The organism is Streptomyces sp. NPDC041124 (genome assembly GCF_055592385.1).
Genome location: NZ_JBVIYR010000001.1, coordinates 787,937 through 810,683, shown reverse-complemented (window position 1 = coordinate 810,683; position 22,747 = coordinate 787,937). Strand labels below are relative to the sequence as shown.

Sequence of the window (22,747 nt, the reverse complement as noted above, 5' to 3'; positions counted from 1 at the left end):
ACGGGCCGGTGGAGGGCTGCAAGAATGGGCCCGTGACCCGCGCATCCCTGGACAAGCAGCCGCACGAAGTCGCCTCGATGTTCGACGACGTCGCGGAACGGTACGACCTGACCAACGACGTGCTGTCCCTCGGGCAGGACCGGCGATGGCGCAAGGAGGTCGCCAGGGCCGTCGACGCCCGGCCCGCGCAGAAGGTCCTGGACCTGGCGGCCGGCACGGGCACGTCGTCGATGCCCTTCGCCCGCAGCGGCGCCTACGTGGTGCCCTGCGACTTCTCCCTCGGCATGCTGCGGGTGGGCAAGCGCAACCACGCCTGGCTGCCGTACACCGCGGGCGACGCGACCCGGCTGCCCTTCAAGGACGACGTCTTCGACGCCGTCACCATCTCCTTCGGGCTGCGCAACGTGCAGGACACCGACGCGGCGCTGCGCGAGATGCACCGGGTGACGCGGCCCGGCGGACGGATCGTCATCTGCGAGTTCTCGCATCCGACGTGGGCGCCGTTCCGCACGGTCTACACCGAGTACCTGATGCGCGCGCTGCAGCCGGTCGCCCGCTCGGTGTCGTCCAACCCGGACGCGTACGTCTACCTCGCCGAGTCCATCCGCGCCTGGCCCGACCAGCCCGGGCTGGCCGACCGGCTGAAGGGCGCCGGCTGGTCGCGGGTGGCGTGGCGAAACCTGACGGGCGGCGTGGTGGCGCTGCACCGGGGCTTCAAGGGCAGCTGATCGGCGACGGCGTGCCGGACGTCCGGCCGGTCCGGGGCGTGCACGAACGGGCCCCGCGCGCGGGCCGATTCGCGCGCGTCCACGGCCATCGGTGCGACCAGGCCCGGCACACACGCACTCCGGGGGGCCCGGGTCCCCCGGGTGTCACTCGCACGGACGTCACCCCCAGCGGTACCGGCACGGTGGTCCGGTGCGGTATCCGCCGGAAGCGGCGCCTGGCGTTCCGTAGCGATGGGTCACCGGGAGTGGCCGGGCGGGGTGTCGGTCCGGAGGCCGAGGCGGTAGCAGTGGGCCTCGCGCCGTGAGACCGGGGTCATGAAGGTCTCGGCGAGGCGCATCCCGAGCCGCCGGGTGACCGCCACGGAACGGGCGTTGCGGGCGTCCACCATCGCCACCACGCCCGTCACGCCCGCCGCGCCCACCCGCTGCAGGGTCTCCCGGGCCGCGGCGGTGGCGTAGCCCTTGCCCCAGTGCTCCCGCCCGAGCCGCCAGCCGATCTCGATCTCGCCCGTCGGGCCCCAGTCGCGCTCCCACGGCTGGGCGCCGGTGAAGCCGATGACCTGCCCGGACGCGTCGGTCATGGTCCACAGGCAGAAGCCGAGCTGGGCGTCGTGCCGGCGCTGGCGGGCGGTGAGTTCCTCGTAGACCGACAGGTCCGCCGCCTTGCCGCCGTGGAACTCCATCACGTCCGGGTCGTCGAAGATCCGGTGCCAGGTGAAGGCGTCCTCATGGGTGGGAACACGCAGCCGTACAGCGGGGAGAGCTCGGTTCACGGGGCAGCCCTTCAGCCGGGTGATCAATGCCGCTGAATAGACTGCCCGTGTCCAGTGCCGGTCGGCACGCAGATTTCGAACTTGGGGAGATCCCGCCGTGACCGAGCCCCTCTCCGACAACACCGCCGATGTGATCGTCGTCGGCGCGGGGCCAGCCGGCTCCACCACCGCCTACCACCTGGCCCGGTCCGGACTCGACGTGCTCCTGCTGGAGAAGACCGAGTTCCCGCGCGAGAAGGTGTGCGGCGACGGCCTCACCCCGCGCGCCGTCAAGCAGCTGGTGTCGATGGGCATCGACATCTCCGAGGAGGCCGGCTGGCTGCGCAACAAGGGCCTGCGCATCATCGGCGGCGGCGTCCGCCTCCAGCTCGACTGGCCGGATCTGGCCTCCTTCCCCGACTACGGTCTGGTCCGCAAGCGCGACGACTTCGACGAGCAGCTCGCCCGGCAGGCCCAGAAGGCCGGCGCCCGGCTGTACGAGCGCTGCAACGTGGGCGCGCCCGTCATCGACGACCGGACCGGGCGCATCACGGGCGTGAAGGCCAAGCTCGGCGAGGACAAGCGGGAAGTCACCTTCCACGCCCCGCTGGTGGTGGCCGCCGACGGCAACTCCACCCGGCTGTCCCTGGCGATGGGCCTGCACCGGCGCGAGGACCGGCCGATGGGCGTCGCCGTGCGTACGTACTTCACCTCGCCCCGCCACGACGACGACTACCTGGAGTCGTGGCTGGAGCTGTGGGACCGCCGCGGGCCGCAGGACCGGCTGCTGCCCGGCTACGGCTGGATCTTCGGCATGGGCGACGGGACCAGCAACGTCGGCCTCGGCGTGCTCAACACCTCCGACTCCTTCAAGGAGCTGGACTGGCGTGAGGTCCTCAAGGCCTGGTGCGCGTCCATGCCGGAGGACTGGGGCTACACCCCGGACAACATGACCGGCCCGATCCGCGGCGCCGCGCTCCCCATGGCCTTCAACCGCCAGCCGCACTACACGCGCGGACTGCTGCTCGTCGGCGACGCCGGCGGTCTGGTCAACCCGTTCAACGGCGAGGGCATCGCCTACGCCATGGAGTCCGGGCAGATCGCCGCCGACGTGATCGTCCAGGCGCACGCGCGGGCCACCCCGGCCCAGCGGGAGATCGCGCTCCAGCGCTACCCGCGCGTGCTCAAGGACACCTACGGCGGCTACTACACCCTCGGCCGCGCCTTCGTGAAGCTGATCGGCAACCCGAAGGTCATGCAGATCGCCGCCCAGCGCGGACTGACCCACCCGATGCTGATGCGCTTCACCCTGAAGCTGCTCGCCAACCTGACCGACCCCACGGGCGGCGACGCGATGGACCGCATCATCAACGGGCTGAGCAAGGTGGCACCGAAGGCGTGAGGCGGTGTGTCCGCCGTTGTCCGCTGTGACCGCGAGGTATGCGTGACCGTGATCACCGCGTGACACTTCCGTGGGCAACTGATCGTCCACGGCGGCCGTCGAACGGGACGTACCCAGCCGGGCACGTCCCGTTCGACGAAAGAGCCTTCCATGACACAGCAGGCAAACCGGCGCCTCGGGCCGCTCAGAGCCCTGGGGCTGGTGGCCGCCACGAGTCTGATCGCGGCCGGTGCGGCGGGCACCGCCCACGCGGCCGACGCGCCCCTGCCCGTGACGATCACCGGCGAGGACCGGGTCGACCTGTCGCTCCACTCCGACAACGGCGATCCCTCGGAACCGCAGGTCGACCTCCGGCTGAACGCCCCGGGCGAGCCGTTCGAGGGCGACGGCGTCATCCCGCCCGTGTTCACCGGGGACTACACGATCCGCATCGACGCGAGCGCACTGGCGGGCGTGGCGAAGGTGAAGCTCCCGTGCGAGGCCGACGGCCCGGTCGCCGTCTGCTCGGGCAGCGAACTGTACGCGGGCGACCGGTACAACAGGGTCGGCGGCATCCGGCTCGACATCGGCGAGGACAGCGAGGCCGGGGACCTCGGCAGCATCACCGTCACCGGTGAGGGCGAGGGACTGGAGTTCACGCCGCTCACCATCGACGTGCTCGTCGGCGGCCCCGAGTTCCTCAACCGCACGCTGTCGGTGCCGGACGGCCTCCGGGCGGGCGGCACCTACGAGGCGCCCGTGGGCCTGCGCAACGCCGGCAGCATGCCCGCCGAGGGCGCGGTGCTGCGCTTCCACGGCTCGCGCGGGGTGTCCTTCCCCGACTCCTACGGCAACTGCGCCTACGCCGAGGTGACCACCGGGCCCCTGCTGCGCCAGGGCACCGACGCCCTCTGCACCTTCCCCGACCGCATCGACGCGGGCACCGCCTACGCGCTGGCCGGGCCGCTGAAGGTGAAGACCGCCGACTTCGCGCTGCACGACGTCTTCACCTACTCCTTCACCGCCCTCGCCCCGGACGAAGCGGCCGCGCTGCGCGCCGCCAAGGACTACCGGCCGGGCACCGGCGGGGACCTGACGCTGAGGAAGCTCTCCTCCGCCAACCCCGCGGACTACTCCCGGTACGCGGACGTGGACCTGCCCACGACCAACACCTACGACCTGGAACTGACCGGTTCCTCGGGGACCGCCGGGGCGGGCGACACCGTCACGGCGAGGATCGGCTTCCGCAACAACGGTCCCGCCTGGATCAGCGCCCTGCGCTCCGGCGGTGAGCCCCTCGGGTTCACCGTGGCCGTCCCCGAGGGGGCGACCGTCACCTCGGTGCCCAAGGGCTGCGGGGCGGCCACCATCGACGAGGGTGTGCAGGGCTACCTCTGCTGGGTGAGCACCCCGCTGCTGGAGAACGCCGCGCTGGACTTCCCGTTCGAGCTGCGCGTCGACCGGGTCGTCGAGGGCGCCCGGGGCAAGGTGGCGCTGCCCGAGTGGGACAACCCCTTCGACTCCGACCACACCAACAACTCGGCCTGGATCGTGCTCAACGGCGCCGACGGCGCGACGGACGGGGGCACGGGCGACGGCGGCACGGGCGACGGGGACGACGGGGGCACGTCGGGCGGCTCCACCCCGCCCGGGTCCGGCGGGGAGGGCGACTCCGGGACGAACGGCTCGTCCGGCACGAACGGCTCGTCCGGTGACGTCACGGGTGACGACACCGGGGGCGGTCTGGCACTCACCGGCGCCGGGGGCATGACGCTGATCGGCGGCGCGGCGCTGCTGGCGCTGGGCCTCGGCGCGGGCGTCGTCGTGCTGCTGCGCCGGCGCGCACGGCAGGACGGCGGCGCGGTCGCCTGACGCCGACGCCGTGAACGGCGCTGTGGGCGGCCGGGGTCCCGAGTGCGGACTCCGGCCGTCTGCGTGCGCGCGGGGACCCGTGAGGGGCCGTCACGGGGCTTCAGGGGGCACCGTCGGGGCAGGGGAGTGCCGTCGACGCGTCGCACGGAGGCGACGATTCGGGCAATCGGGTGATCTCGCCCTGGTGTGCCGGGACGTGGACGCGGACCGCGGGGGTGCGGTCGACGCGGGAGGGCCGCCGCCGGGTGGCAGCGGCCCTTCAGTCCGTACGGGCGCGGCTCAGAGCACGCGCACGGCGCCCGAGGCCGGGTAGCCGGAGAGGTCCTGGATGACGACGCCCTTGGACGGGTTGGCCGCGTCCAGGTACTGGCCGTTACCGATGTAGACACCCGTGTGGTACGCGGAGCCCTTGCCGCCCCAGTACAGGATGTCGCCGACCTGGATCTGCGACAGCGGGATGTCGGTGCCGACCGTCGACTGGTCCTGCGAGACGCGCGGCAGGTCCACGCCGACCTGCTTGAACGCGGCCTGCACCAGGCTCGAGCAGTCCCACGCGTTGGGGCCGGTGGCGCCCATGACGTAGGCGTCGCCCACCTGCGCCTTGAGGAAGGCGATGACGGCTCCGACGCTGCCGCTGGCCGGCGCGGACGCGGTCGTGGCGGTCGTGGCGGTGGCCAGGGCGGTGCGCCCGGCGTCGCGCGACGCACGCTCGGCGGCGGCCTTGCGGGCCTCCTCCGCGGCCTTCTTCTTCGCCTCGGCCTTCTCCTTGGCCTCGACCAGGTCCGCCTTGGCCTGCTGGGCGGCCTGGGCGGCGGCCGCGTCACGCTCGGCCCGCAGCTGGTAGTTCGCGGCGGCCTGCTGGGTGGCGTCCGCGGACTGGGCGACCTGCGCGGCCAGGTCGGCCGTCAGGGTGGGCAGTTCGAGGGTCTGCGCCACCGGCTCGGCGGCGTTCGCCGAACCCGACGCGCCGGCCACTGCCAGGGTGCTGAGGACGCCACCGGCAACTCCGGCCCGCATCGCCATCGTGGACGACGCGGTACGGCGGGGTTTCCGGTGGCTGCGTATGTGAGCGGTGTGGGACATGGGAACAACCGGTACCAGGGGCTGCTTCATATCTTCAAGAAACGTGTGCTCCGCCACAGTTGTTCAATCCGGGCCCGGAAAACCTGGCGTCTGGCTCTTTATTGACGCCACAACGGACATTGCGGGCGCCCGTGATCGGCCCGTGATCACGTACTTTCATCGTTACGTCCGAATTGCTCCGCGCCTACCACCGGTCGGGATGGTTGGCCAACCCCTCCTCTCATCGGCCTCTCATGAACGTGACGCACGTCACGGAACGATTGCCGCGTCCGTCGCGTCCGGCGGACCCGGCGGACTCCCGCCCCGGTGTTGACCGTGTGTGGCCGGTTCGTGACGCCGCGACTTCGTGAACGCGTGCACACGTCCACATCCCGCCCCGGCGCCCCTCCGACGTGTGAACGGTCCTCTATCAAGACATCAAGTCCAGCGCCAATTTGCATGCACGGGAAGCCTCTTGATAGGGAGACGGGCCCTCTGAGCTGCGCTGACCAGTCAAAATGTCACCTTTGGTGATCGCGCGAACGCTTGACGTATGAAGATCACCGCTCATCCGACTTCATGATCGTTCGTCAGGTGGTGGAGATCACAAAGGTTGTGGAATACCCCGTGTCGCAGATCACAGACGCTCGGGCATAGGATGCGGAGCGGTTGGGCTTGTGACCTGCTTCACATGTTCTCGATCTTCGCCGGGGCGGGCGTGGTTCGTGGGGCAGTTGGGGCTGACGGAGCCCGCCGCACAAACGCCAGCAGTCAATGCCGACTGAGAGGAGCGAGGAGCGGTGAACGCGTATGCGCCCATCCTCGTACTGGGAGCCCTCGGGGCAGGCTTTGCGATCTTCTCCGTGGTCATGGCCACGCTGATCGGTCCGAAGCGGTACAACCGCGCCAAGCTCGAAGCCTACGAGTGCGGAATCGAGCCGACCCCCACGCCGGCCGGCGGCGGGCGCTTCCCCATCAAGTACTACCTGACGGCGATGCTCTTCATCATCTTCGATATCGAGATCGTCTTCCTCTACCCCTGGGCCGTCAGCTTCGACGCCCTGGGGATCTTCGGGCTCGTGGAGATGCTGCTCTTCGTGCTCACCGTCTTCGTCGCGTACGCGTACGTATGGCGGCGCGGCGGCCTGGAATGGGACTGAGGGGCCACTAGTCATGGGACTCGAAGAAAAGCTGCCGAGCGGATTCCTGCTGACCACCGTCGAGCAGGCCGCGGGCTGGGTGCGCAAGTCGTCCGTCTTCCCCGCCACGTTCGGCCTCGCCTGCTGTGCCATCGAGATGATGACCACCGGCGCCGGCCGCTACGACCTGGCGCGCTTCGGCATGGAGGTCTTCCGCGGCTCGCCGCGGCAGGCGGACCTCATGATCGTCGCCGGGCGGGTCAGCCAGAAGATGGCGCCGGTGCTGCGGCAGGTCTACGACCAGATGCCGAACCCCAAGTGGGTGATCTCCATGGGGGTCTGCGCCTCCTCGGGCGGCATGTTCAACAACTACGCGATCGTCCAGGGCGTCGACCACGTCGTACCGGTCGACATCTACCTCCCCGGCTGCCCGCCCCGCCCCGAGATGCTGCTGGACGCGATCCTCAAGCTCCACCAGAAGATCCAGAGCTCCAAGCTCGGCGTGAACGCCGAGGAGGCGGCCCGCGAGGCGGAGGAAGCGGCGCTCAAGGCCCTGCCCACGATCGAGATGAAGGGGCTGCTGCGATGAGCGACGCGAACGGCACCGCGGGTGACGGCGTCAACCCGGAGAAGGACCTCTCCGCGGAGAACCTCCCCGGCCAGCGCGGCCAGGGCGGCGAGGAGATCCGCGTCCAGCGCGGCATGTTCGGCGCCGACAACGGCGGCGACACCTCCGGTTACGGCGGGCTGGTCCGCTCGGTCCGGCTGCCAGGACCGGCGACCCGCCCCTACGGCGGCTGGTTCGACGAGGTCGCCGACGAGCTCGAGGGCGCGCTGGAGGAGCAGGACCTGCTCCCCGCGAACGCCATCGAGAAGACGGTCGTCGACCGCGGCGAACTCACCTTCCACATCGAGCGCGAGCACCTCGTCCGGGTCGCGAAGACGCTGCGCGACGACCCCGCCCTGCGCTTCGAGCTGTGCACCGGCGTCAGCGGCGTGCACTACCCGAACGACAAGGGCCGCGAGCTGCACGCCGTCTACCACCTGCGCTCGATCACCCACAACCGGCTGATCCGGCTCGAGGTCAGCGCCCCCGACAGCGACCCGCACATCCCGTCGCTGTTCTCCGTCTACCCGACGAACGACTGGCACGAGCGCGAGACGTACGACTTCTTCGGCATCGTCTTCGACGGCCACCCGGCCCTGACCAGGATCATGATGCCGGACGACTGGCAGGGCTTCCCGCAGCGCAAGGACTACCCCCTCGGCGGCATCCCCGTCGAGTACAAGGGCGCCCAGATCCCGGCTCCGGACCAGCGGAGGTCGTACTCGTGAGTGCCCACCCGTCTCCCGGCCACCACCCCTCAACGACTCCCTTCGGGAGGCAGCGATGACCAACGCATCCCCTCGCGAGACCACCGAGGGCACCGTCTACACCGTCACCGGCGGCGACTGGGACGAGGTCGTCGAGAGCGCGGCCCGCGCCGACGACGAGCGCATCGTCGTCAACATGGGCCCCCAGCACCCGTCCACCCACGGAGTGCTCCGCCTGATCCTGGAGATCGACGGCGAGACGGTCACCGAGGCCCGCTGCGGCATCGGCTACCTCCACACCGGCATCGAGAAGAACCTCGAGTACCGCACGTGGACCCAGGGCACCACGTTCGTGACGCGCATGGACTACCTGACGCCGTTCTTCAACGAGACGGCGTACTGCCTCGCGGTGGAGAAGCTCCTCGGCATCGAGGACCAGGTGCCCGACCGCGCCTCGGTCATCCGGGTGCTCCTGATGGAGCTGAACCGGCTCTCCTCCCACCTGGTGTGCATCGCCACCGGAGGCATGGAGCTCGGCGCCACCACGATCATGATCTACGGCTTCCGCGACCGTGAACTCGTCCTCGACATCTTCGAGCTGATCACGGGCCTGCGGATGAACCACGCGTTCATCCGCCCCGGCGGACTCGCCCAGGACCTGCCGCCCGGCGCGGTGGACCGGATCCGCGAGTTCGTGAAGAAGATGCGCAAGAACCTGCCGGAGTACGACAAGCTCGCCACCGGCAACCCCATCTTCAAGGCCCGCATGCAGGACGTCGGCCACCTGGACCTGGCCGGCTGCATGGCCCTCGGCGCCACCGGACCCGTGCTGCGCTCCACCGGCCTGCCCCACGACCTGCGCAAGACGCAGCCGTACTGCGGGTACGAGACCTACGACTTCGAGGTCCCGACCGCCGACACCTGCGACTCCTACGGCCGCTTCCTGATCCGGCTGGAGGAGATGCGCCAGTCGCTGCACATCGTCGAGCAGTGCCTGGACCGGCTCCAGCCCGGACCGGTGATGGTCGCCGACAAGAAGATCGCCTGGCCCGCCCAGCTCGCCCTGGGACCGGACGGACTGGGCAACTCCCTCGACCACATCAAGCAGATCATGGGCACCTCCATGGAAGCCCTGATCCACCACTTCAAACTGGTCACCGAGGGATTCCGGGTCCCGCCGGGCCAGGCGTACGCGGCGGTCGAGTCGCCCAAGGGCGAGCTCGGCGTGCACGTCGTCTCCGACGGCGGCACCCGCCCCCACCGGGTCCACTTCCGCGACCCGTCCTTCACCAACCTGCAGGCCATGGCGGCGATGTGCGAGGGCGGCCAGGTCGCCGACGTCATCGTCGCCGTCGCGTCCATCGACCCCGTGATGGGAGGCGTCGACCGGTGACCACCTCATCTTCCGAGCGGTCCGAGCGGGGCGTCAGCCTGGGCATGCCCGAACTGCCCGCACCCGCCTACCCGGACGACGTCCGGGCCCGCCTGGAGACCGACGCGCGCGAGGTCATCGCCCGCTACCCGGACTCCCGGTCCGCCCTCCTGCCGCTGCTGCACCTCGTGCAGGCGGAGGAGGGGCACGTCACGCGCACCGGGATGCGGTTCTGCGCGGACATGCTGGGGCTGACCACGGCCGAGGTGACCGCGGTCGCCACCTTCTACACCATGTACCGGCGCCGGCCGAGCGGCGACTACCAGGTCGGGGTGTGCACCAACACCCTGTGCGCCGTCATGGGCGGGGACGCGATCTTCGAGGAGCTCCAGGAACACCTGGGCGTCGGCAACGGCGGGACCACCGACGACGGCAAGGTCACCCTGGAGCACATCGAGTGCAACGCGGCCTGCGACTTCGCCCCCGTGGTGATGGTGAACTGGGAGTTCTTCGACAACCAGACCCCCGAGAGCGCCAAGCGCATGGTCGACGACCTGCGCGCCGGCCGCCCGGTCGCGCCCACCCGCGGGGCGCCCCTGTGCACCTTCAAGGAGACCGCCCGCATCCTGGCCGGCTTCCCCGACAAGCGCGAGGGAGCCGTCGAGGCCACCGGCAGCGCCGGACCCGCCTCCCTGATCGGCCTGAAGCTGGCCAAGGGGGAGACCGCGCCCGCGCGCGTCGTCCACCCGCGCGGTGAGGCACCCCGGGACACCCCGCCGCACGAGCCGTCGCCCACCGAGCACCTCAGCTCGCACGACGCGCCGGAGGAAACGTCGGCCTCCGACCCGCAGCACCCGTCGGGTCCCGTCGCCGAGGAGGGGGAGTGATGACCTTGGCACCCGAACTCAAGGACATGAGCCCGGAGAAGCTGCTCGCACCCGTGCTGTCGGCCTTCTGGGACGAGGACAGGTCCTGGACGCTGGACGTCTACCAGAGGCACGACGGTTACGAGGGGCTCCGCAAGGCGCTCGCCATGTCGCCGGACGACGTCATCGCGTACGTCAAGGAGTCCGGTCTGCGCGGCCGCGGCGGCGCCGGATTCCCGACCGGGATGAAGTGGCAGTTCATCCCCCAGGGGGACGGCAAGCCCCACTACCTGGTGGTCAACGCCGACGAGTCGGAACCCGGGACGTGCAAGGACATCCCGCTGCTCTTCGCGAACCCGCACAGCCTCATCGAGGGCATCGTCATCGCCTGCTACGCCATCAGGTCGTCGCACGCCTTCATCTATCTGCGCGGTGAGGTCGTGCCCGTGCTGCGGCGGCTGCACGAGGCCGTCCGCGAGGCCTACGCGGCGGGCCTGCTCGGCGAGAACATCCTGGGCAGCGGACTCGACCTCGAACTCACCGTGCACGCGGGCGCCGGCGCGTACATCTGCGGTGAGGAGACCGCGCTGCTCGACTCGCTCGAAGGCCGCCGGGGCCAACCACGGCTCCGTCCCCCCTTCCCCGCAGTCGCGGGCCTCTACGCGTGCCCCACCGTGGTGAACAACGTCGAGTCGATCGCGTCGGTCCCCGCCATCATGAACCGGGGCAAGGAGTGGTTCCGCTCCATGGGGAGCGAGAAGTCGCCCGGCTTCACGCTCTACTCCCTCAGCGGCCACGTCGCGAGCCCCGGCCAGTACGAGGCGCCCCTCGGCATCACCCTGCGCCAGCTGCTGGAGATGAGCGGCGGGATGCGTCCGGGCCACCGGCTGAAGTTCTGGACGCCGGGCGGTTCCTCCACCCCGATGTTCACCGACGAGCACCTCGATGTCCCCCTCGACTACGAAGGGGTCGGCGCCGCGGGTTCCATGCTCGGCACGAAGGCGCTGCAGTGCTTCGACGAGACGACCTGCGTCGTGCGCGCCGTCACCCGCTGGACCGAGTTCTACGCCCACGAGTCCTGCGGCAAGTGCACGCCCTGCCGCGAGGGCACGTACTGGCTCGTCCAGCTGATGCGGGACATCGAGGCCGGCAAGGGACAGATGGCCGACCTCGACAAGCTGAACGACATCGCCGACAACATCAACGGCAAGGCCTTCTGCGCCCTCGGCGACGGCGCAGCCTCACCGATCTTCTCCTCGCTCAAGTACTTCCGCGAGGAGTACGAGCAGCACATCACGGGCCGTGGCTGCCCCTTCGACCCGGCCAAGTCGACGGCCTGGGCCGACCGTACGGAGGTGCACGCATGACGGTGACCACCAACGCCCCCTCCGGAGGGGGAGAGGCGGCCCTCCCGCCCGAGGACCTCGTCACCCTGACCATCGACGGCGCCGAGATCAGCGTGCCCAAGGGCACCCTGGTCATCCGGGCCGCCGAGACACTCGGCATCGAGATCCCCCGGTTCTGCGACCACCCGCTCCTCGACCCGGCTGGCGCCTGCCGCCAGTGCATCGTCGAGGTCGAGGGCCAGCGCAAGCCCATGGCCTCGTGCACCATCACCTGCACCGACGGGATGGTGGTGAAGACCCACCTCACCTCGCCGGTCGCCGAGAAGGCCCAGAAGGGTGTGATGGAGCTCCTGCTCATCAACCACCCGCTGGACTGCCCGGTCTGCGACAAGGGCGGCGAGTGCCCGCTGCAGAACCAGGCCATGTCGCACGGCCACGCCGAGTCCCGCTTCGACGGCAAGAAGCGCACCTACGACAAGCCCGTACCGATCTCCACGCAGGTGCTGCTCGACCGCGAGCGGTGCGTCCTCTGCGCCCGCTGCACCCGGTTCTCCAACCAGATCGCCGGCGACCCGATGATCGAGATGGTCGAGCGGGGCGCGCTCCAGCAGATCGGCACCGGCGAGGGCGACCCCTTCGAGTCGTACTTCTCCGGCAACACCATCCAGATCTGCCCGGTCGGCGCGCTCACCTCGGCCGCCTACCGGTTCCGCTCCCGCCCCTTCGACCTGATCTCCTCGCCGTCGGTGTGCGAGCACTGCTCCGGCGGCTGCGCCACCCGCACCGACCACCGGCGCGGCAAGGTCATGCGGCGGCTCGCCGCCGACGACCCCGAGGTCAACGAGGAGTGGATCTGCGACAAGGGCCGCTTCGGCTTCCGGTACGCGCAGCAGCGGGACCGCCTCGACAAGCCCCTGGTGCGCAACGCCGAGGGTGACCTGGAGCCCGCGTCCTGGCCCGACGCGCTGCAGATCGCGGCCCAGGGGCTGCTCGCCTCGCGGGGCCGCACCGGTGTGCTGACCGGCGGCCGGCTCACCGTCGAGGACGCCTACGCGTACAGCAAGTTCGCGCGGGTGGCGCTCGACACCAACGACATCGACTTCCGGGCGCGCGTGCACAGCGCCGAGGAGGCCGACTTCCTCGCCGCCCGGGTCGCGGGTCGCGGCCGTGACCTCGACCGCACGGGCGTCACCTACACCTTCCTGGAGAAGGCGCCCGCCGTGCTGCTGGTCGGGTTCGAGTCCGAGGAGGAGGCGCCCGGGGTCTTCCTACGGCTGCGCAAGGCCTGGCGGGGACACGGGCAGCGGACCTTCGCCCTGGCCACGCACGCCACGCGCGGGCTGGAGAAGGCCGGCGGCACCCTGTTGCCGGCCGCCCCCGGCACCGAGACCGAATGGCTGGACGCGCTGGCCGGCGGCGTCGGCCTGGAGGGCGACGGGGCCGCGGCCGCCGAGGCGCTGCGCACCGAGGGCGCGGTCGTCGTCGTGGGCGAGCGGCTGGCGGCCGTACGGGGCGGGCTCACCGCGGCCGTCCGGTTCGCCACCGCCACCGGCGCCCGCCTGGTGTGGATCCCGCGCCGGGCCGGGGAGCGCGGCGCGCTGGAGGCGGGCGCGCTGCCCGCGCTGCTGCCGGGCGGCCGCCCGGCGACCGACCCGCGCGCACGGCAGGAGGTCGCCGCCGCCTGGGGCGTCGCCGAACTGCCGCACCGCTACGGCCGCGACACCTCGGAGATCGTCGAGGCCGCGGCCCGCGGCGAGCTCCAGGCGCTGCTGGTCGCGGGCGTGGAGGTCGCCGACCTGCCCGACCCCCACCGCGCACGGGCCGCGCTCGCCGAGGCCGGGTTCGTCGTCTCGCTGGAGCTGCGCCCCAGCGAGGTCACCGCACTCGCCGACGTGGTGCTGCCCGTCGCCGCGGTCGCCGAGAAGGCCGGCACCTTCCTCAACTGGGAAGGCAGGGTCCGTCTCTTCGAGGCGGCGCTCAAGCCCGACCAGATGACCCGCCCGGTCGCGCCCACCGACGCGCGCGTGCTGCAGATGCTCGCCGACGCCATGGACGTCCACCTGGGCCTGCCGGACCTGCGCACCATCCGCACGGAGCTCGACCGGCTCGGCGCCTGGGACGGACCCCGGGCCACCGACCCGCTGGAGACCGCGGGCGGACTGCCCCGGCCCGCCGCCGGGGAGGCCGTGCTCGCCGGACACCGGCTGCTGCTCGACCAGGGCCTGCTGCAACGGGGCGACGAGGCGCTGGCCGGCACCCGGCACGCGGCCCGCGCCCGCCTGTCGGCCGCCACGGCCGCCGAGGTCGGCGTCGAGGAAGGCGAACTGCTGGCTGTGACCGGCACCGCCGGGACCGTCGAACTGCCGCTGGCCGTCACCGAGATGCCCGACCGGGTGGTCTGGCTGCCCCTGAACTCCGTGGGCGGCGGCGTGGCCTCCGGCACCGGGGCCCTGCCCGGCTCCCTCGTCCGTATCGGCCCGGCGACGCTCGCCGGTGAGGCCCCCCAGGAGGTGGAGGCATGAGCCCGTACCTCGCCGCTGAAGACCTCTCGATGTTCGGCCGCGACCCCTGGTGGCTGATCGTCGTCAAGGCGGTGTTCTGCTTCGCCTTCCTGATGGTGACCGTGCTGCTCTCCATCGTCATGGAGCGCAAGGTCGTCGCCTGGATGCAGCTGCGCATCGGCCCCAACCGGCACGGCCCCTGGGGCATGCTCCAGTCGCTCGCCGACGGCGTGAAGCTGATGCTGAAGGAAGACGTCGTCGTCAAGCGCGCGGACAAGGTCGTCTACGTCCTCGCGCCGGTCGTCGCGGCCATCCCGGCCTTCATGGCGTTCGCCGTGATCCCCTTCGGGCCGGCCGGCAACGAGATCTCGATCTTCGGCCAGCGCACCACGATGCAGCTCACCGACCTGCCGATCGCGATGCTGTACATCCTCGCGGTCGCCTCGGTCGGCATCTACGGCATCGTCCTGGCGGGCTGGAGCTCCGGCTCCACCTACCCGCTCCTCGGCGGTCTGCGCTCCTGCGCCCAGATGATCTCCTACGAGATCGCCATGGGCGCCGCGTTCGCCTCCGTGTTCCTCTACTCGGGGTCGATGTCGACGTCGACGATCGTCGAGCAGCAGGCCGACCGCTGGTACATCCTGCTGCTGCCGGTCTCCTTCCTCATCTACATCGTGACGATGGTCGGCGAGGTCAACCGCGCCCCCTTCGACATGCCGGAGTCCGAGGGCGACCTGGTCGGCGGCTTCAACACCGAGTACTCGTCGATCAAGTTCGCGATGTTCATGCTCGCCGAGTACATCAACATGGTGACCGTCTCGGCCGTCGCCGTGACCCTCTTCCTGGGCGGCTGGCGGGCCCCGTGGCCGGTCAGCACCTTCTGGGAGGGCGCGAACCACGGCTGGTGGCCGATGCTCTGGTTCACCGGCAAGCTCCTGACGCTGCTGTTCTGCTTCGTCTGGCTGCGCGGCACGCTCCCGCGGGTGCGCTACGACCAGCTGATGAAGCTCGGCTGGAAGGTCCTCATCCCGGTCGCCCTGGTGTGGCTGATGGCGGTCGCCACCGTGCGGGCGCTGCGCAACGAGAAGTACGACTTCGCCGACATCGCCCTCTACATCGCCGGGGGCGTCCTCACCCTGCTGCTGCTCTCCTTCGTCGCCGACATGTTCCGCGGCAAGGGCAAGGGCAAGGAGGCCGAACGGCCCGGCGAGGAACCGGCCTTCGACCCCATGGCGGGCGGGTTCCCCGTGCCGCCGCTGCCGGGCCAGGAGCTGCCGCCCGTACCGCGCCGGCGTCCGAGCCGGGAGCGGGAGCTGATCGCCAGCGGCGGTCCCGAGACCCGGAGTGACGAATCTCCGGGCGGATCTACGGATGGAAAGGAGGCGTCCGATGGCTGAGGAACCCAAGGACACCAAGCCCGGTTTCCTGAACCCCGTGGCCGGCTTCGGCGTGACCTTCAAGGCCATGTTCAAGAAGCGGCTGACCGAGCAGTACCCGGAGCAGCAGAAGACCACCGCTCCCCGCTTCCACGGACGGCACCAGCTCAACCGCCATCCGGACGGACTGGAGAAGTGCGTCGGCTGTGAACTGTGCGCCTGGGCCTGCCCCGCCGACGCGATCTACGTCGAGGGCGCGGACAACACCGACGAGGAGCGCTACTCGCCCGGTGAGCGCTACGGGCGCGTCTACCAGATCAACTACGCCCGCTGCATCCTGTGCGGCCTGTGCATCGAGGCGTGCCCCACGCGCGCGCTGACGATGACCAACGAGTTCGAGCTGGCCGACTCCAGCCGCGCCAACCTCATCTACACCAAGGAGCAGTTGCTCGCCGGTCTGGAGGAGGGGATGGTCGATTCCCCGCACGCCATGTACCCGGGCACCGACGAACAGGACTACTACCGGGGCCTGGTGACCGAGGCCGCGCCCGGCACGGAGCAGCAGGCCGCCCACTCGGAGGGCGAGGTGGTCCAGGAGGCCGACTCGACCTTCGGGCCGGAGGAACCGGCGTCGGGGAAGGTGGTCGGGCGATGACCGGTCAGCTCGCCGCCGCGGTGACTCTCTCCGCCGGCACCTCCACCGGAGAGGCCGTCCAGTTCTGGATCCTGGGCACGGTCGCCGTGATCGGCGCCCTGTGCACCGTGTTCATGCGGCGGGCCGTGCACAGCGCGCTCTGCCTCGCCGGAACCATGATCATCCTCGCGGTGTTCTACCTGGCCAACGGCGCCTATTTCCTGGGCGTCGTCCAGATCGTCGTCTACACCGGCGCGATCATGATGCTGTTCCTGTTCGTCGTGATGCTGGTCGGTGTCACCGCGGCCGACTCCCTGAAGGAGACCATCAAGGGCCAGCGCTGGCTGGCCCTGCTGTGCGGTCTCGGCTTCGGCGTCCTGCTGGTCGGCGGGATCGGCAACGCCTCGCTGAACGAGTTCAGCGGCATCGGCGAGGCGAACGCGGGCGGCAACGTGGAGGGCCTCGCGGCCCTGTTGTTCACCAAGTACGTCTTCGCCTTCGAGATCACCGGCGCCCTGCTCATCACGGCCGCCGTCGGCGCCATGGTGCTCACCCACCGGGAGCGCACCGAGCGGGCCAGGACCCAGCGGGAGCTGGCCGAGCAGCGGGTGCGCGACGGCAAGTACCTGCCGCCGCTGCCGGCGCCCGGCGTCTACGCCCGGCACAACGCCGTGGACATCGCGGGCCTGCTGCCCGACGGCACCCCCTCGGACCTCACCGTCAGCAAGACGCTGCGCGACCGCGGCCAGGTCCGCGACGTGTCGCAGGAGGCCATCAACGACCTGCGGGCGATGGAGCAGCGCGCGGAGGAACGCCTGGAGCGCAAGGCGATCGATCCGCCGACGTTCAAGCGGGCCGAGGAGGCGTCGAAGTGAATCCCGTCAACTACCTGTACCTGGCCGCGCTGCTGTTCACGATCGGCGCCACGGGTGTGCTGATCAGGCGCAACGCGATCGTCGTGTTCATGTGCGTCGAGCTCATGCTCAACGCCTGCAACCTCGCCTTCGTCGCCTTCTCCCGGATGCACGGCAACCTCGACGGGCAGGTCATCGCGTTCTTCACGATGGTCGTGGCCGCCGCGGAGGTCGTGGTCGGGCTGGCGATCATCGTGTCCCTGTTCCGTTCCCGCCACTCGGCCTCGGTCGACGACGCCAGCCTGATGAAGCTGTGAGGGGCTGCTGAATCGTGGAGAACCTGATTGCGCTGCTGGTGGCGGCGCCCCTGCTCGGAGCGGTGGTCCTGCTGTGCGGCGGACGCCGTCTTGACGCCGTCGGCCACTGGATCGGCACGCTGCTCGCGGCCGTCTCCTTCGCGCTCGGCCTGGTGCTCTTCACCGACCTGCTGGGCAAGGACGCCGGTGAACGCACCGTCACGCAGCACCTGTTCAGCTGGATCCCGGTGGAGGGCTTCCAGGCCGACGTCGCCTTCCGGCTCGACCAGCTGTCGATGACCTTCGTCCTGCTGATCACCGGCGTCGGCTCGCTGATCCACCTGTACTCCGTCGGGTACATGGAGCACGACGAGCGGCGCCGCCGCTTCTTCGGCTATCTGAACCTGTTCCTCGCGGCGATGCTGATCCTCGTCCTCGCCGACAACTACCTGCTGCTGTACGTCGGCTGGGAGGGCGTCGGTCTCGCCTCCTACCTGCTGATCGGCTTCTGGCAGCACAAGCCCAGCGCCGCCACGGCCGCGAAGAAGGCCTTCCTGGTCAACCGCGTCGGCGACATGGGCCTGTCCATCGCGATCATGCTGATGTTCCTCTGGTTCGGCACCTTCGCCTTCGGGCCGGTGCTCGGCGGCGCGGGGGAGGCCTCTCTCGCCGGTGAGGCGGGCGAGGGCAAGCTCACCGCCATCGCCCTGATGCTGCTGCTCGCCGCGTGCGGCAAGTCCGCCCAGGTGCCGCTGCAGTCCTGGCTCGGGGACGCGATGGAGGGCCCGACCCCGGTCTCGGCCCTGATCCACGCCGCGACCATGGTGACGGCGGGCGTGTACCTGATCGTCCGCTCGGCGGCCGTCTTCAACGGCGCCCCGGACGCGCAGCTGGTGGTCACCATCGTCGGCGCGGTCACGCTGCTGTTCGGTGCGATCGTCGGTTGCGCGAAGGACGACATCAAGAAGGCCCTGGCCGGCTCGACCATGTCGCAGATCGGCTACATGGTGCTGGCCGCGGGCCTCGGCCCGATCGGCTACGTCTTTGCGATCATGCACCTGGTGACGCACGGCTTCTTCAAGGCCGGTCTCTTCCTCGGCGCCGGCTCGGTGATGCACGGCATGAACGACGAGGTGGACATGCGCCGTTACGGCGGCCTCAGGAAGTACATGCCGGTCACCTTCGTCACCTTCGGCCTCGGCTACCTCGCGATCATCGGCTTCCCGGGGCTGTCCGGCTTCTTCTCCAAGGACAAGATCATCGAGGCGGCGTTCGCCAAGGGCGGCACCGAGGGCTGGATCCTCGGCGCCTGCGCCCTGCTGGGCGCGGCCATCACCGCGTACTACATGACGCGCGTGATGCTGATGACGTTCTTCGGCGAGGAGCGCTGGCGCAACGCGCCGACGCCGTCCCCGGCCGCCCCCGGCGTGGAGCCGGCCGCCGAGACGCGCGGCACGTACGAGCCGCCGCACCCGCACGAGTCGCCGAGGTCCATGACGATCCCGATGATCGTGCTGGCCGTCGGATCGGTCGCGGGCGGTGCCTTCTTCAGCATCGGCGACCGCTTCGCGCACTGGCTGGAGCCCGTCACCGGGTACGCCCACGGCCACCCGCCGGTCAGCGCCCTGACGGTGACGCTGTCCACGGTCGCCGTGATGGTCATCGGCGTGGCGGTCGCCTGGGCCCAGTACGGGCGCCGTCCGGTGCCGGCCGTCGCCCCGCGCGGGTCGCTGCTCACCCGGGCCGCCCGGCGCGACCTGCTCCAGGACGACTTCAACCACGTGGTCCTGGTCCGCGGCGGTGAGCACCTCACCCGCTCGCTGGTGTACGTGGACCACACCCTGGTCGACGGGGTCGTCAACGGCACGGCGGCCTCCATGGGCGGCCTGTCCGGGCGGATGCGCAGGCTGCAGAACGGCTTCGCGCGCTCCTACGCGGTCTCGATGTTCGGCGGCGCCGCGGTCCTCGTCGCCGCGACCCTGCTGATGAGGGCGGTCTGATACCGATGTCCTTTCCTCTGCTGACAGCGACGGCGGCGCTCCCGGCCATCGGGGCGATCGCCACGGCCGCCGTACCGGCCGCGAAACGCACGGCCGCCAAGTGGCTGGCCCTGCTGTTCTCGCTCGCCACGCTCGCCCTGGCGATCACCGTCCTGGTGCGGTTCGACCCGGGCGGCGACCGCTACCAGCTCACCGAGTCCCACGCCTGGATCGCGGACTTCGGCGTCCGGTACGAGCTGGGCGTGGACGGCATCGCGGTGGCGCTGATCGCGCTGACCGCCCTGCTGATCCCGTTCATCGTCCTGGCGGGCTGGCACGACGCCGACCCCCTGGAGACGGGGAGCAGGCGGTGGCGGCCGACGCAGGGCTTCTTCGCCCTGATCCTGGCCGTCGAGGCGATGGTGATCCTCTCCTTCGAGGCCACCGACGTCTTCCTCTTCTACATCTTCTTCGAAGCCATGCTGATCCCGATGTACTTCCTCATCGGCGGCTTCGGGGACCGGGCCCACGAGCACGGTGAGGAGAAGGCGGCGACCCAGCGGTCGTACGCGGCGGTGAAGTTCCTCCTCTACAACCTCGCCGGCGGTCTGATCATGCTGGCCGCGGTGATCGGGCTGTACGTGGCCGCCGGGAACTTCTCGCTGCCGGAGATCGCCGCGGCGCGGGCCAGCGGCGAGCTGGAGATGTCGACGAACACCGAACGCTGGCTGTTCCTCGGCTTCTTCTTCGCCTTCGCGGTGAAGGCGCCGCTGTGGCCGCTGCACACCTGGCTGCCCAACGCCATGCAGGAGTCCACCGCGCCGGTGGCCGTGCTGATCACGGCGGTCGTCGACAAGGTGGGCACCTTCGCGATGCTCCGCTTCTGCCTCGGGCTGTTCCCGGAGGCCAGCACGTGGGCGACGCCGGTCGTCCTCGTCCTCGCGGTCGTCAGCATCATCTACGGGGCGCTGCTCGCGGTCGGCCAGCGCGACATCAAGCGGCTGATCGCGTACGCGTCGATCTCGCACTTCGGCTTCATCATCATGGGCATCTTCGCCATGACCAGCCAGGGCCAGTCCGGCGCGACGCTCTACATGGTCAACCACGGCATCTCGACGGCCGTGCTGATGCTGATCGCCGGATTCCTCATCTCGCGGCGCGGTTCGCGGCTCATCGCCGACTACGGCGGGGTGCAGAAGGTCGCCCCGGTGCTCGCCGGGACGTTCCTGATCGGCGGCCTGGCGACCCTCTCGCTGCCGGGGCTCGCGCCCTTCGTCAGTGAGTTCCTGGTGCTGGTCGGCACGTTCACGCGGTACCCGGTGATCGGGATCGTCGCGACCTTCGGCATCGTCCTCGCCGCGCTGTACGTCCTCGTCCTCTACCAGCGGACGATGACCGGCCCGGTGAAGCCCGAGGTCTCGGCCATGCCCGATCTGCGGGTGCGGGAGATCGCCGTGGTGGCGCCGCTGGTCGTGCTGCTGGTCTTCCTGGGCGTCTACCCCAAGCCCCTCACGGACGTCGTGAACCCGGCGGTGGAGCACACCATGTCCGACGTACAGAAGAAGGACCCCCGGCCCGAGGTGGAGGCGGCCAAGTGAGCGCAACAGCAGCCGTCCACAGCCTGTGGACAACGGTGGCCGCGGCCGACCCGATCACGAAGATCGACGCGCCGAAGATCGAGTACGGGCAGCTCGCCCCCACGCTGATCGTCGTGGGCGCGGCGATCGTCGGGATCGCGGTCGAGGCGTTCGTACCACGGAAATTCCGCTATTACGTACAAATGTTCGTATCGGTGGTCGCGCTCGCCGCCGCGTTCGCCGCGGTCGTGGCGCTCGCCGCGAACGGGTACGCCACGACCAAGGCGGGCATCGCGGCGATGGGCGCCATCGCCGTCGACGGACCGGCCCTGTTCCTCCAGGGCACCATCCTGCTGACCGCCCTGGTCGGCCTGTTCACCTTCGCCGAGCGCCGGCTCGATCCGGAGGTGCACGGCAACCGCGTCGACTCCTTCGCCGCGCAGGCCGCGGCCGTACCGGGCAGCGACAGCGAGAAGAAGGCCGTCAAGGCCGGGTTCACCACCACCGAGGTGTTCCCGCTGCTGCTCTTCGCGGTCGCCGGCATGCTGGTCTTCCCGGCCGCCAACGACCTGCTGACGCTGTTCGTGGCGCTCGAGGTCCTCTCGCTGCCGCTGTACCTGATGTGCGCGCTGGCCCGCCGCAAGCGGCTGATGTCGCAGGAGGCGGCGGTCAAGTACTTCCTGCTCGGCGCGTTCGCCTCCGCGTTCATGCTGTTCGGCATCGCCCTGCTGTACGGCTACGCGGGCTCGATGTCGTACGCGACGATCGCGCAGGTCGTCGAGGGCACCGTCCCCGAGATCACCCCGGCGCTCGCCGCCACCACGGGCAACGACGCGCTGCTGCTGACCGGCGCCGCGCTGGTGGTCATGGGCCTGCTGTTCAAGGTCGGCGCCGTGCCCTTCCACATGTGGACGCCCGACGTGTACCAGGGAGCCCCGACGCCGGTGACGGGCTTCATGGCGGCGGCGACCAAGGTGGCGGCGTTCGGCGCGCTGCTGCGCATCCTGTACGTGGTGCTGCCCGGCCTGCGCTGGGACTGGCGTCCGGTCATGTGGGGCGTCGCCATCGTCACCATGCTGGCCGGTGCGATCGTCGCGATCACCCAGACCGACATCAAGCGGCTGCTGGCGTACTCGTCGATCGCGCACGCCGGCTTCATCCTCGCGGGTGTCATCGCGGCCACGCCGTCGGGCATCTCGTCCGTGCTGTTCTACCTGGCGGCCTACTCGTTCGTGACGATCGGCGCGTTCGCGGTGGTCACGCTGGTGCGGGACGCCGGCGGCGAGGCGACCCACCTGTCGAAGTGGGCGGGGCTCGGCCGGCGCTCCCCGCTGGTGGCGGCGGTGTTCGCGGTGTTCCTGCTGGCCTTCGCGGGCATCCCGCTGACCTCCGGCTTCTCCGGGAAGTTCGCCGTGTTCAAGGCGGCGGCGGAGGGCGGCGCCGCCCCGCTGGTCGTCATCGGCGTGATCTCGTCGGCCATCGCGGCGTTCTTCTACATCCGCGTCATCGTCCTGATGTTCTTCAGCGAGCCGCGTCCCGAGGGCCCGACCGTCGCGGTGCCGTCACCGCTGACGATGACGGCGATCGCGGTCGGCGTGGCGGTCACGGTGGTGCTCGGTGTGGCGCCGCAGTACTTCCTGGAGCTGGCCGGCGACGCGGGGGTGTTCGTGCGCTGACACCGCGCGCCGCGGACCGAGC

Annotated in this window: 19 protein-coding genes; 17 read left to right on the top strand and 2 right to left on the bottom strand. The window is 70.5% G+C overall.

Annotated elements, in window-relative coordinates; all coding sequences use genetic code 11:
• Window positions 1-32 precede the first annotated feature (32 nt).
• Entirely contained in the window at window positions 33-728 is a 696-nt protein-coding gene (locus tag ACZ6A9_RS03820; protein WP_468977498.1) for a demethylmenaquinone methyltransferase, read from the top strand.
• A 236-nt stretch (window positions 729-964) separates the two neighbouring features.
• Here the strand turns inward: ACZ6A9_RS03820 and ACZ6A9_RS03815 are convergent, their stop codons facing one another.
• Window positions 965-1,501, bottom strand: coding sequence for a GNAT family N-acetyltransferase (locus ACZ6A9_RS03815; RefSeq protein ID WP_468977495.1), 537 nt, complete (start codon window positions 1,499-1,501; stop codon window positions 965-967).
• A gap of 97 nt (window positions 1,502-1,598) precedes the next feature.
• On the opposite strand from ACZ6A9_RS03815, the gene ACZ6A9_RS03810 reads away from it, so the two are divergent.
• Window positions 1,599-2,882, top strand: a complete 1,284-nt coding sequence (locus tag ACZ6A9_RS03810; protein WP_468977493.1) for a geranylgeranyl reductase family protein — start codon at window positions 1,599-1,601, stop codon at window positions 2,880-2,882.
• 150 nt (window positions 2,883-3,032) lie between these two features.
• Window positions 3,033-4,733: a hypothetical protein gene (locus ACZ6A9_RS03805; protein ID WP_468977491.1), complete on the top strand. Its 1,701-nt coding sequence runs from the start codon at window positions 3,033-3,035 to the stop codon at window positions 4,731-4,733.
• Window positions 4,734-5,012: 279 nt separating this feature from the next.
• On the opposite strand, the gene ACZ6A9_RS03800 is transcribed toward ACZ6A9_RS03805, so the two are convergent.
• Entirely contained in the window at window positions 5,013-5,846 is an 834-nt protein-coding gene (locus ACZ6A9_RS03800; protein ID WP_468977486.1) for a C40 family peptidase, read from the bottom strand.
• Between the two features lie 749 nt (window positions 5,847-6,595).
• On the opposite strand from ACZ6A9_RS03800, the gene ACZ6A9_RS03795 reads away from it, so the two are divergent.
• Genes ACZ6A9_RS03795 through nuoN form a run of 14 tightly spaced genes read left to right on the top strand, consistent with a single transcriptional unit; the run spans window position 6,596 to window position 22,725 of the window.
• Window positions 6,596-6,955, top strand: coding sequence for an NADH-quinone oxidoreductase subunit A (locus tag ACZ6A9_RS03795; RefSeq protein ID WP_019755222.1), 360 nt, complete (start codon window positions 6,596-6,598; stop codon window positions 6,953-6,955).
• A gap of 13 nt (window positions 6,956-6,968) precedes the next feature.
• Entirely contained in the window at window positions 6,969-7,523 is a 555-nt protein-coding gene (locus ACZ6A9_RS03790) for a NuoB/complex I 20 kDa subunit family protein (RefSeq protein WP_030565381.1), read from the top strand.
• On the top strand, window positions 7,520-8,269 hold the full coding sequence (locus ACZ6A9_RS03785; RefSeq protein ID WP_468977477.1) for an NADH-quinone oxidoreductase subunit C: 750 nt from the start codon (window positions 7,520-7,522) through the stop codon (window positions 8,267-8,269). Before ACZ6A9_RS03790 ends, ACZ6A9_RS03785 begins: the two co-directional genes overlap by 4 nt.
• A 55-nt stretch (window positions 8,270-8,324) precedes the next feature.
• Complete coding sequence (locus ACZ6A9_RS03780; RefSeq protein ID WP_468977474.1) at window positions 8,325-9,641, top strand: NADH-quinone oxidoreductase subunit D; 1,317 nt, start codon at window positions 8,325-8,327, stop codon at window positions 9,639-9,641.
• On the top strand, window positions 9,638-10,507 hold the full coding sequence (gene nuoE / locus ACZ6A9_RS03775; RefSeq protein ID WP_468977472.1) for an NADH-quinone oxidoreductase subunit NuoE: 870 nt from the start codon (window positions 9,638-9,640) through the stop codon (window positions 10,505-10,507). Before ACZ6A9_RS03780 ends, nuoE begins: the two co-directional genes overlap by 4 nt.
• A complete protein-coding gene (gene nuoF, locus ACZ6A9_RS03770) occupies window positions 10,507-11,853 on the top strand; it encodes an NADH-quinone oxidoreductase subunit NuoF (RefSeq protein WP_468977470.1) in 1,347 nt (448 codons plus the stop codon). The genes nuoE and nuoF overlap by 1 nt, the downstream gene beginning before the upstream one ends.
• Window positions 11,850-14,354: an NADH-quinone oxidoreductase subunit G gene (locus ACZ6A9_RS03765; RefSeq protein WP_468977468.1), complete on the top strand. Its 2,505-nt coding sequence runs from the start codon at window positions 11,850-11,852 to the stop codon at window positions 14,352-14,354. The genes nuoF and ACZ6A9_RS03765 overlap by 4 nt, the downstream gene beginning before the upstream one ends.
• Window positions 14,351-15,730, top strand: coding sequence for an NADH-quinone oxidoreductase subunit NuoH (gene nuoH, locus ACZ6A9_RS03760; protein ID WP_468977465.1), 1,380 nt, complete (start codon window positions 14,351-14,353; stop codon window positions 15,728-15,730). Before ACZ6A9_RS03765 ends, nuoH begins: the two co-directional genes overlap by 4 nt.
• A complete protein-coding gene (gene nuoI, locus ACZ6A9_RS03755) occupies window positions 15,723-16,364 on the top strand; it encodes an NADH-quinone oxidoreductase subunit NuoI (protein WP_468977463.1) in 642 nt (213 codons plus the stop codon). Before nuoH ends, nuoI begins: the two co-directional genes overlap by 8 nt.
• Window positions 16,361-17,218: an NADH-quinone oxidoreductase subunit J gene (locus tag ACZ6A9_RS03750; protein ID WP_468977457.1), complete on the top strand. Its 858-nt coding sequence runs from the start codon at window positions 16,361-16,363 to the stop codon at window positions 17,216-17,218. Before nuoI ends, ACZ6A9_RS03750 begins: the two co-directional genes overlap by 4 nt.
• On the top strand, window positions 17,215-17,514 hold the full coding sequence (nuoK, locus tag ACZ6A9_RS03745) for an NADH-quinone oxidoreductase subunit NuoK (RefSeq protein ID WP_037929353.1): 300 nt from the start codon (window positions 17,215-17,217) through the stop codon (window positions 17,512-17,514). The genes ACZ6A9_RS03750 and nuoK overlap by 4 nt, the downstream gene beginning before the upstream one ends.
• Before the next feature lie 14 nt (window positions 17,515-17,528).
• Complete coding sequence (gene nuoL, locus ACZ6A9_RS03740; RefSeq protein WP_468977453.1) at window positions 17,529-19,493, top strand: NADH-quinone oxidoreductase subunit L; 1,965 nt, start codon at window positions 17,529-17,531, stop codon at window positions 19,491-19,493.
• 5 nt (window positions 19,494-19,498) lie between these two features.
• Window positions 19,499-21,070, top strand: a complete 1,572-nt coding sequence (locus tag ACZ6A9_RS03735; RefSeq protein WP_468977451.1) for an NADH-quinone oxidoreductase subunit M — start codon at window positions 19,499-19,501, stop codon at window positions 21,068-21,070.
• On the top strand, window positions 21,067-22,725 hold the full coding sequence (gene nuoN / locus ACZ6A9_RS03730) for an NADH-quinone oxidoreductase subunit NuoN (RefSeq protein ID WP_468977449.1): 1,659 nt from the start codon (window positions 21,067-21,069) through the stop codon (window positions 22,723-22,725). Before ACZ6A9_RS03735 ends, nuoN begins: the two co-directional genes overlap by 4 nt.
• Window positions 22,726-22,747: the final 22 nt, after the last annotated feature.

Excerpts from the sequence above, each read along its gene's own strand:
- ACZ6A9_RS03735 (WP_468977451.1), top strand. The coding sequence starts at position 19,499 with ATGTCCTTTCCTCTGCTGACAGCGACGGCGGCGCTCCCGGCCATCGGG.
- ACZ6A9_RS03765 (WP_468977468.1), top strand. The coding sequence starts at position 11,850 with ATGACGGTGACCACCAACGCCCCCTCCGGAGGGGGAGAGGCGGCCCTC.
- ACZ6A9_RS03790 (WP_030565381.1), top strand. The coding sequence starts at position 6,969 with ATGGGACTCGAAGAAAAGCTGCCGAGCGGATTCCTGCTGACCACCGTC.
- ACZ6A9_RS03780 (WP_468977474.1), top strand. The coding sequence starts at position 8,325 with ATGACCAACGCATCCCCTCGCGAGACCACCGAGGGCACCGTCTACACC.
- ACZ6A9_RS03785 (WP_468977477.1), top strand. The coding sequence starts at position 7,520 with ATGAGCGACGCGAACGGCACCGCGGGTGACGGCGTCAACCCGGAGAAG.
- nuoH (WP_468977465.1), top strand. The coding sequence starts at position 14,351 with ATGAGCCCGTACCTCGCCGCTGAAGACCTCTCGATGTTCGGCCGCGAC.
- nuoI (WP_468977463.1), top strand. The coding sequence starts at position 15,723 with ATGGCTGAGGAACCCAAGGACACCAAGCCCGGTTTCCTGAACCCCGTG.
- ACZ6A9_RS03805 (WP_468977491.1), top strand. The coding sequence starts at position 3,033 with ATGACACAGCAGGCAAACCGGCGCCTCGGGCCGCTCAGAGCCCTGGGG.
- ACZ6A9_RS03800 (WP_468977486.1), bottom strand. The coding sequence starts at position 5,846 with ATGAAGCAGCCCCTGGTACCGGTTGTTCCCATGTCCCACACCGCTCAC.
- nuoF (WP_468977470.1), top strand. The coding sequence starts at position 10,507 with ATGACCTTGGCACCCGAACTCAAGGACATGAGCCCGGAGAAGCTGCTC.
- ACZ6A9_RS03750 (WP_468977457.1), top strand. The coding sequence starts at position 16,361 with ATGACCGGTCAGCTCGCCGCCGCGGTGACTCTCTCCGCCGGCACCTCC.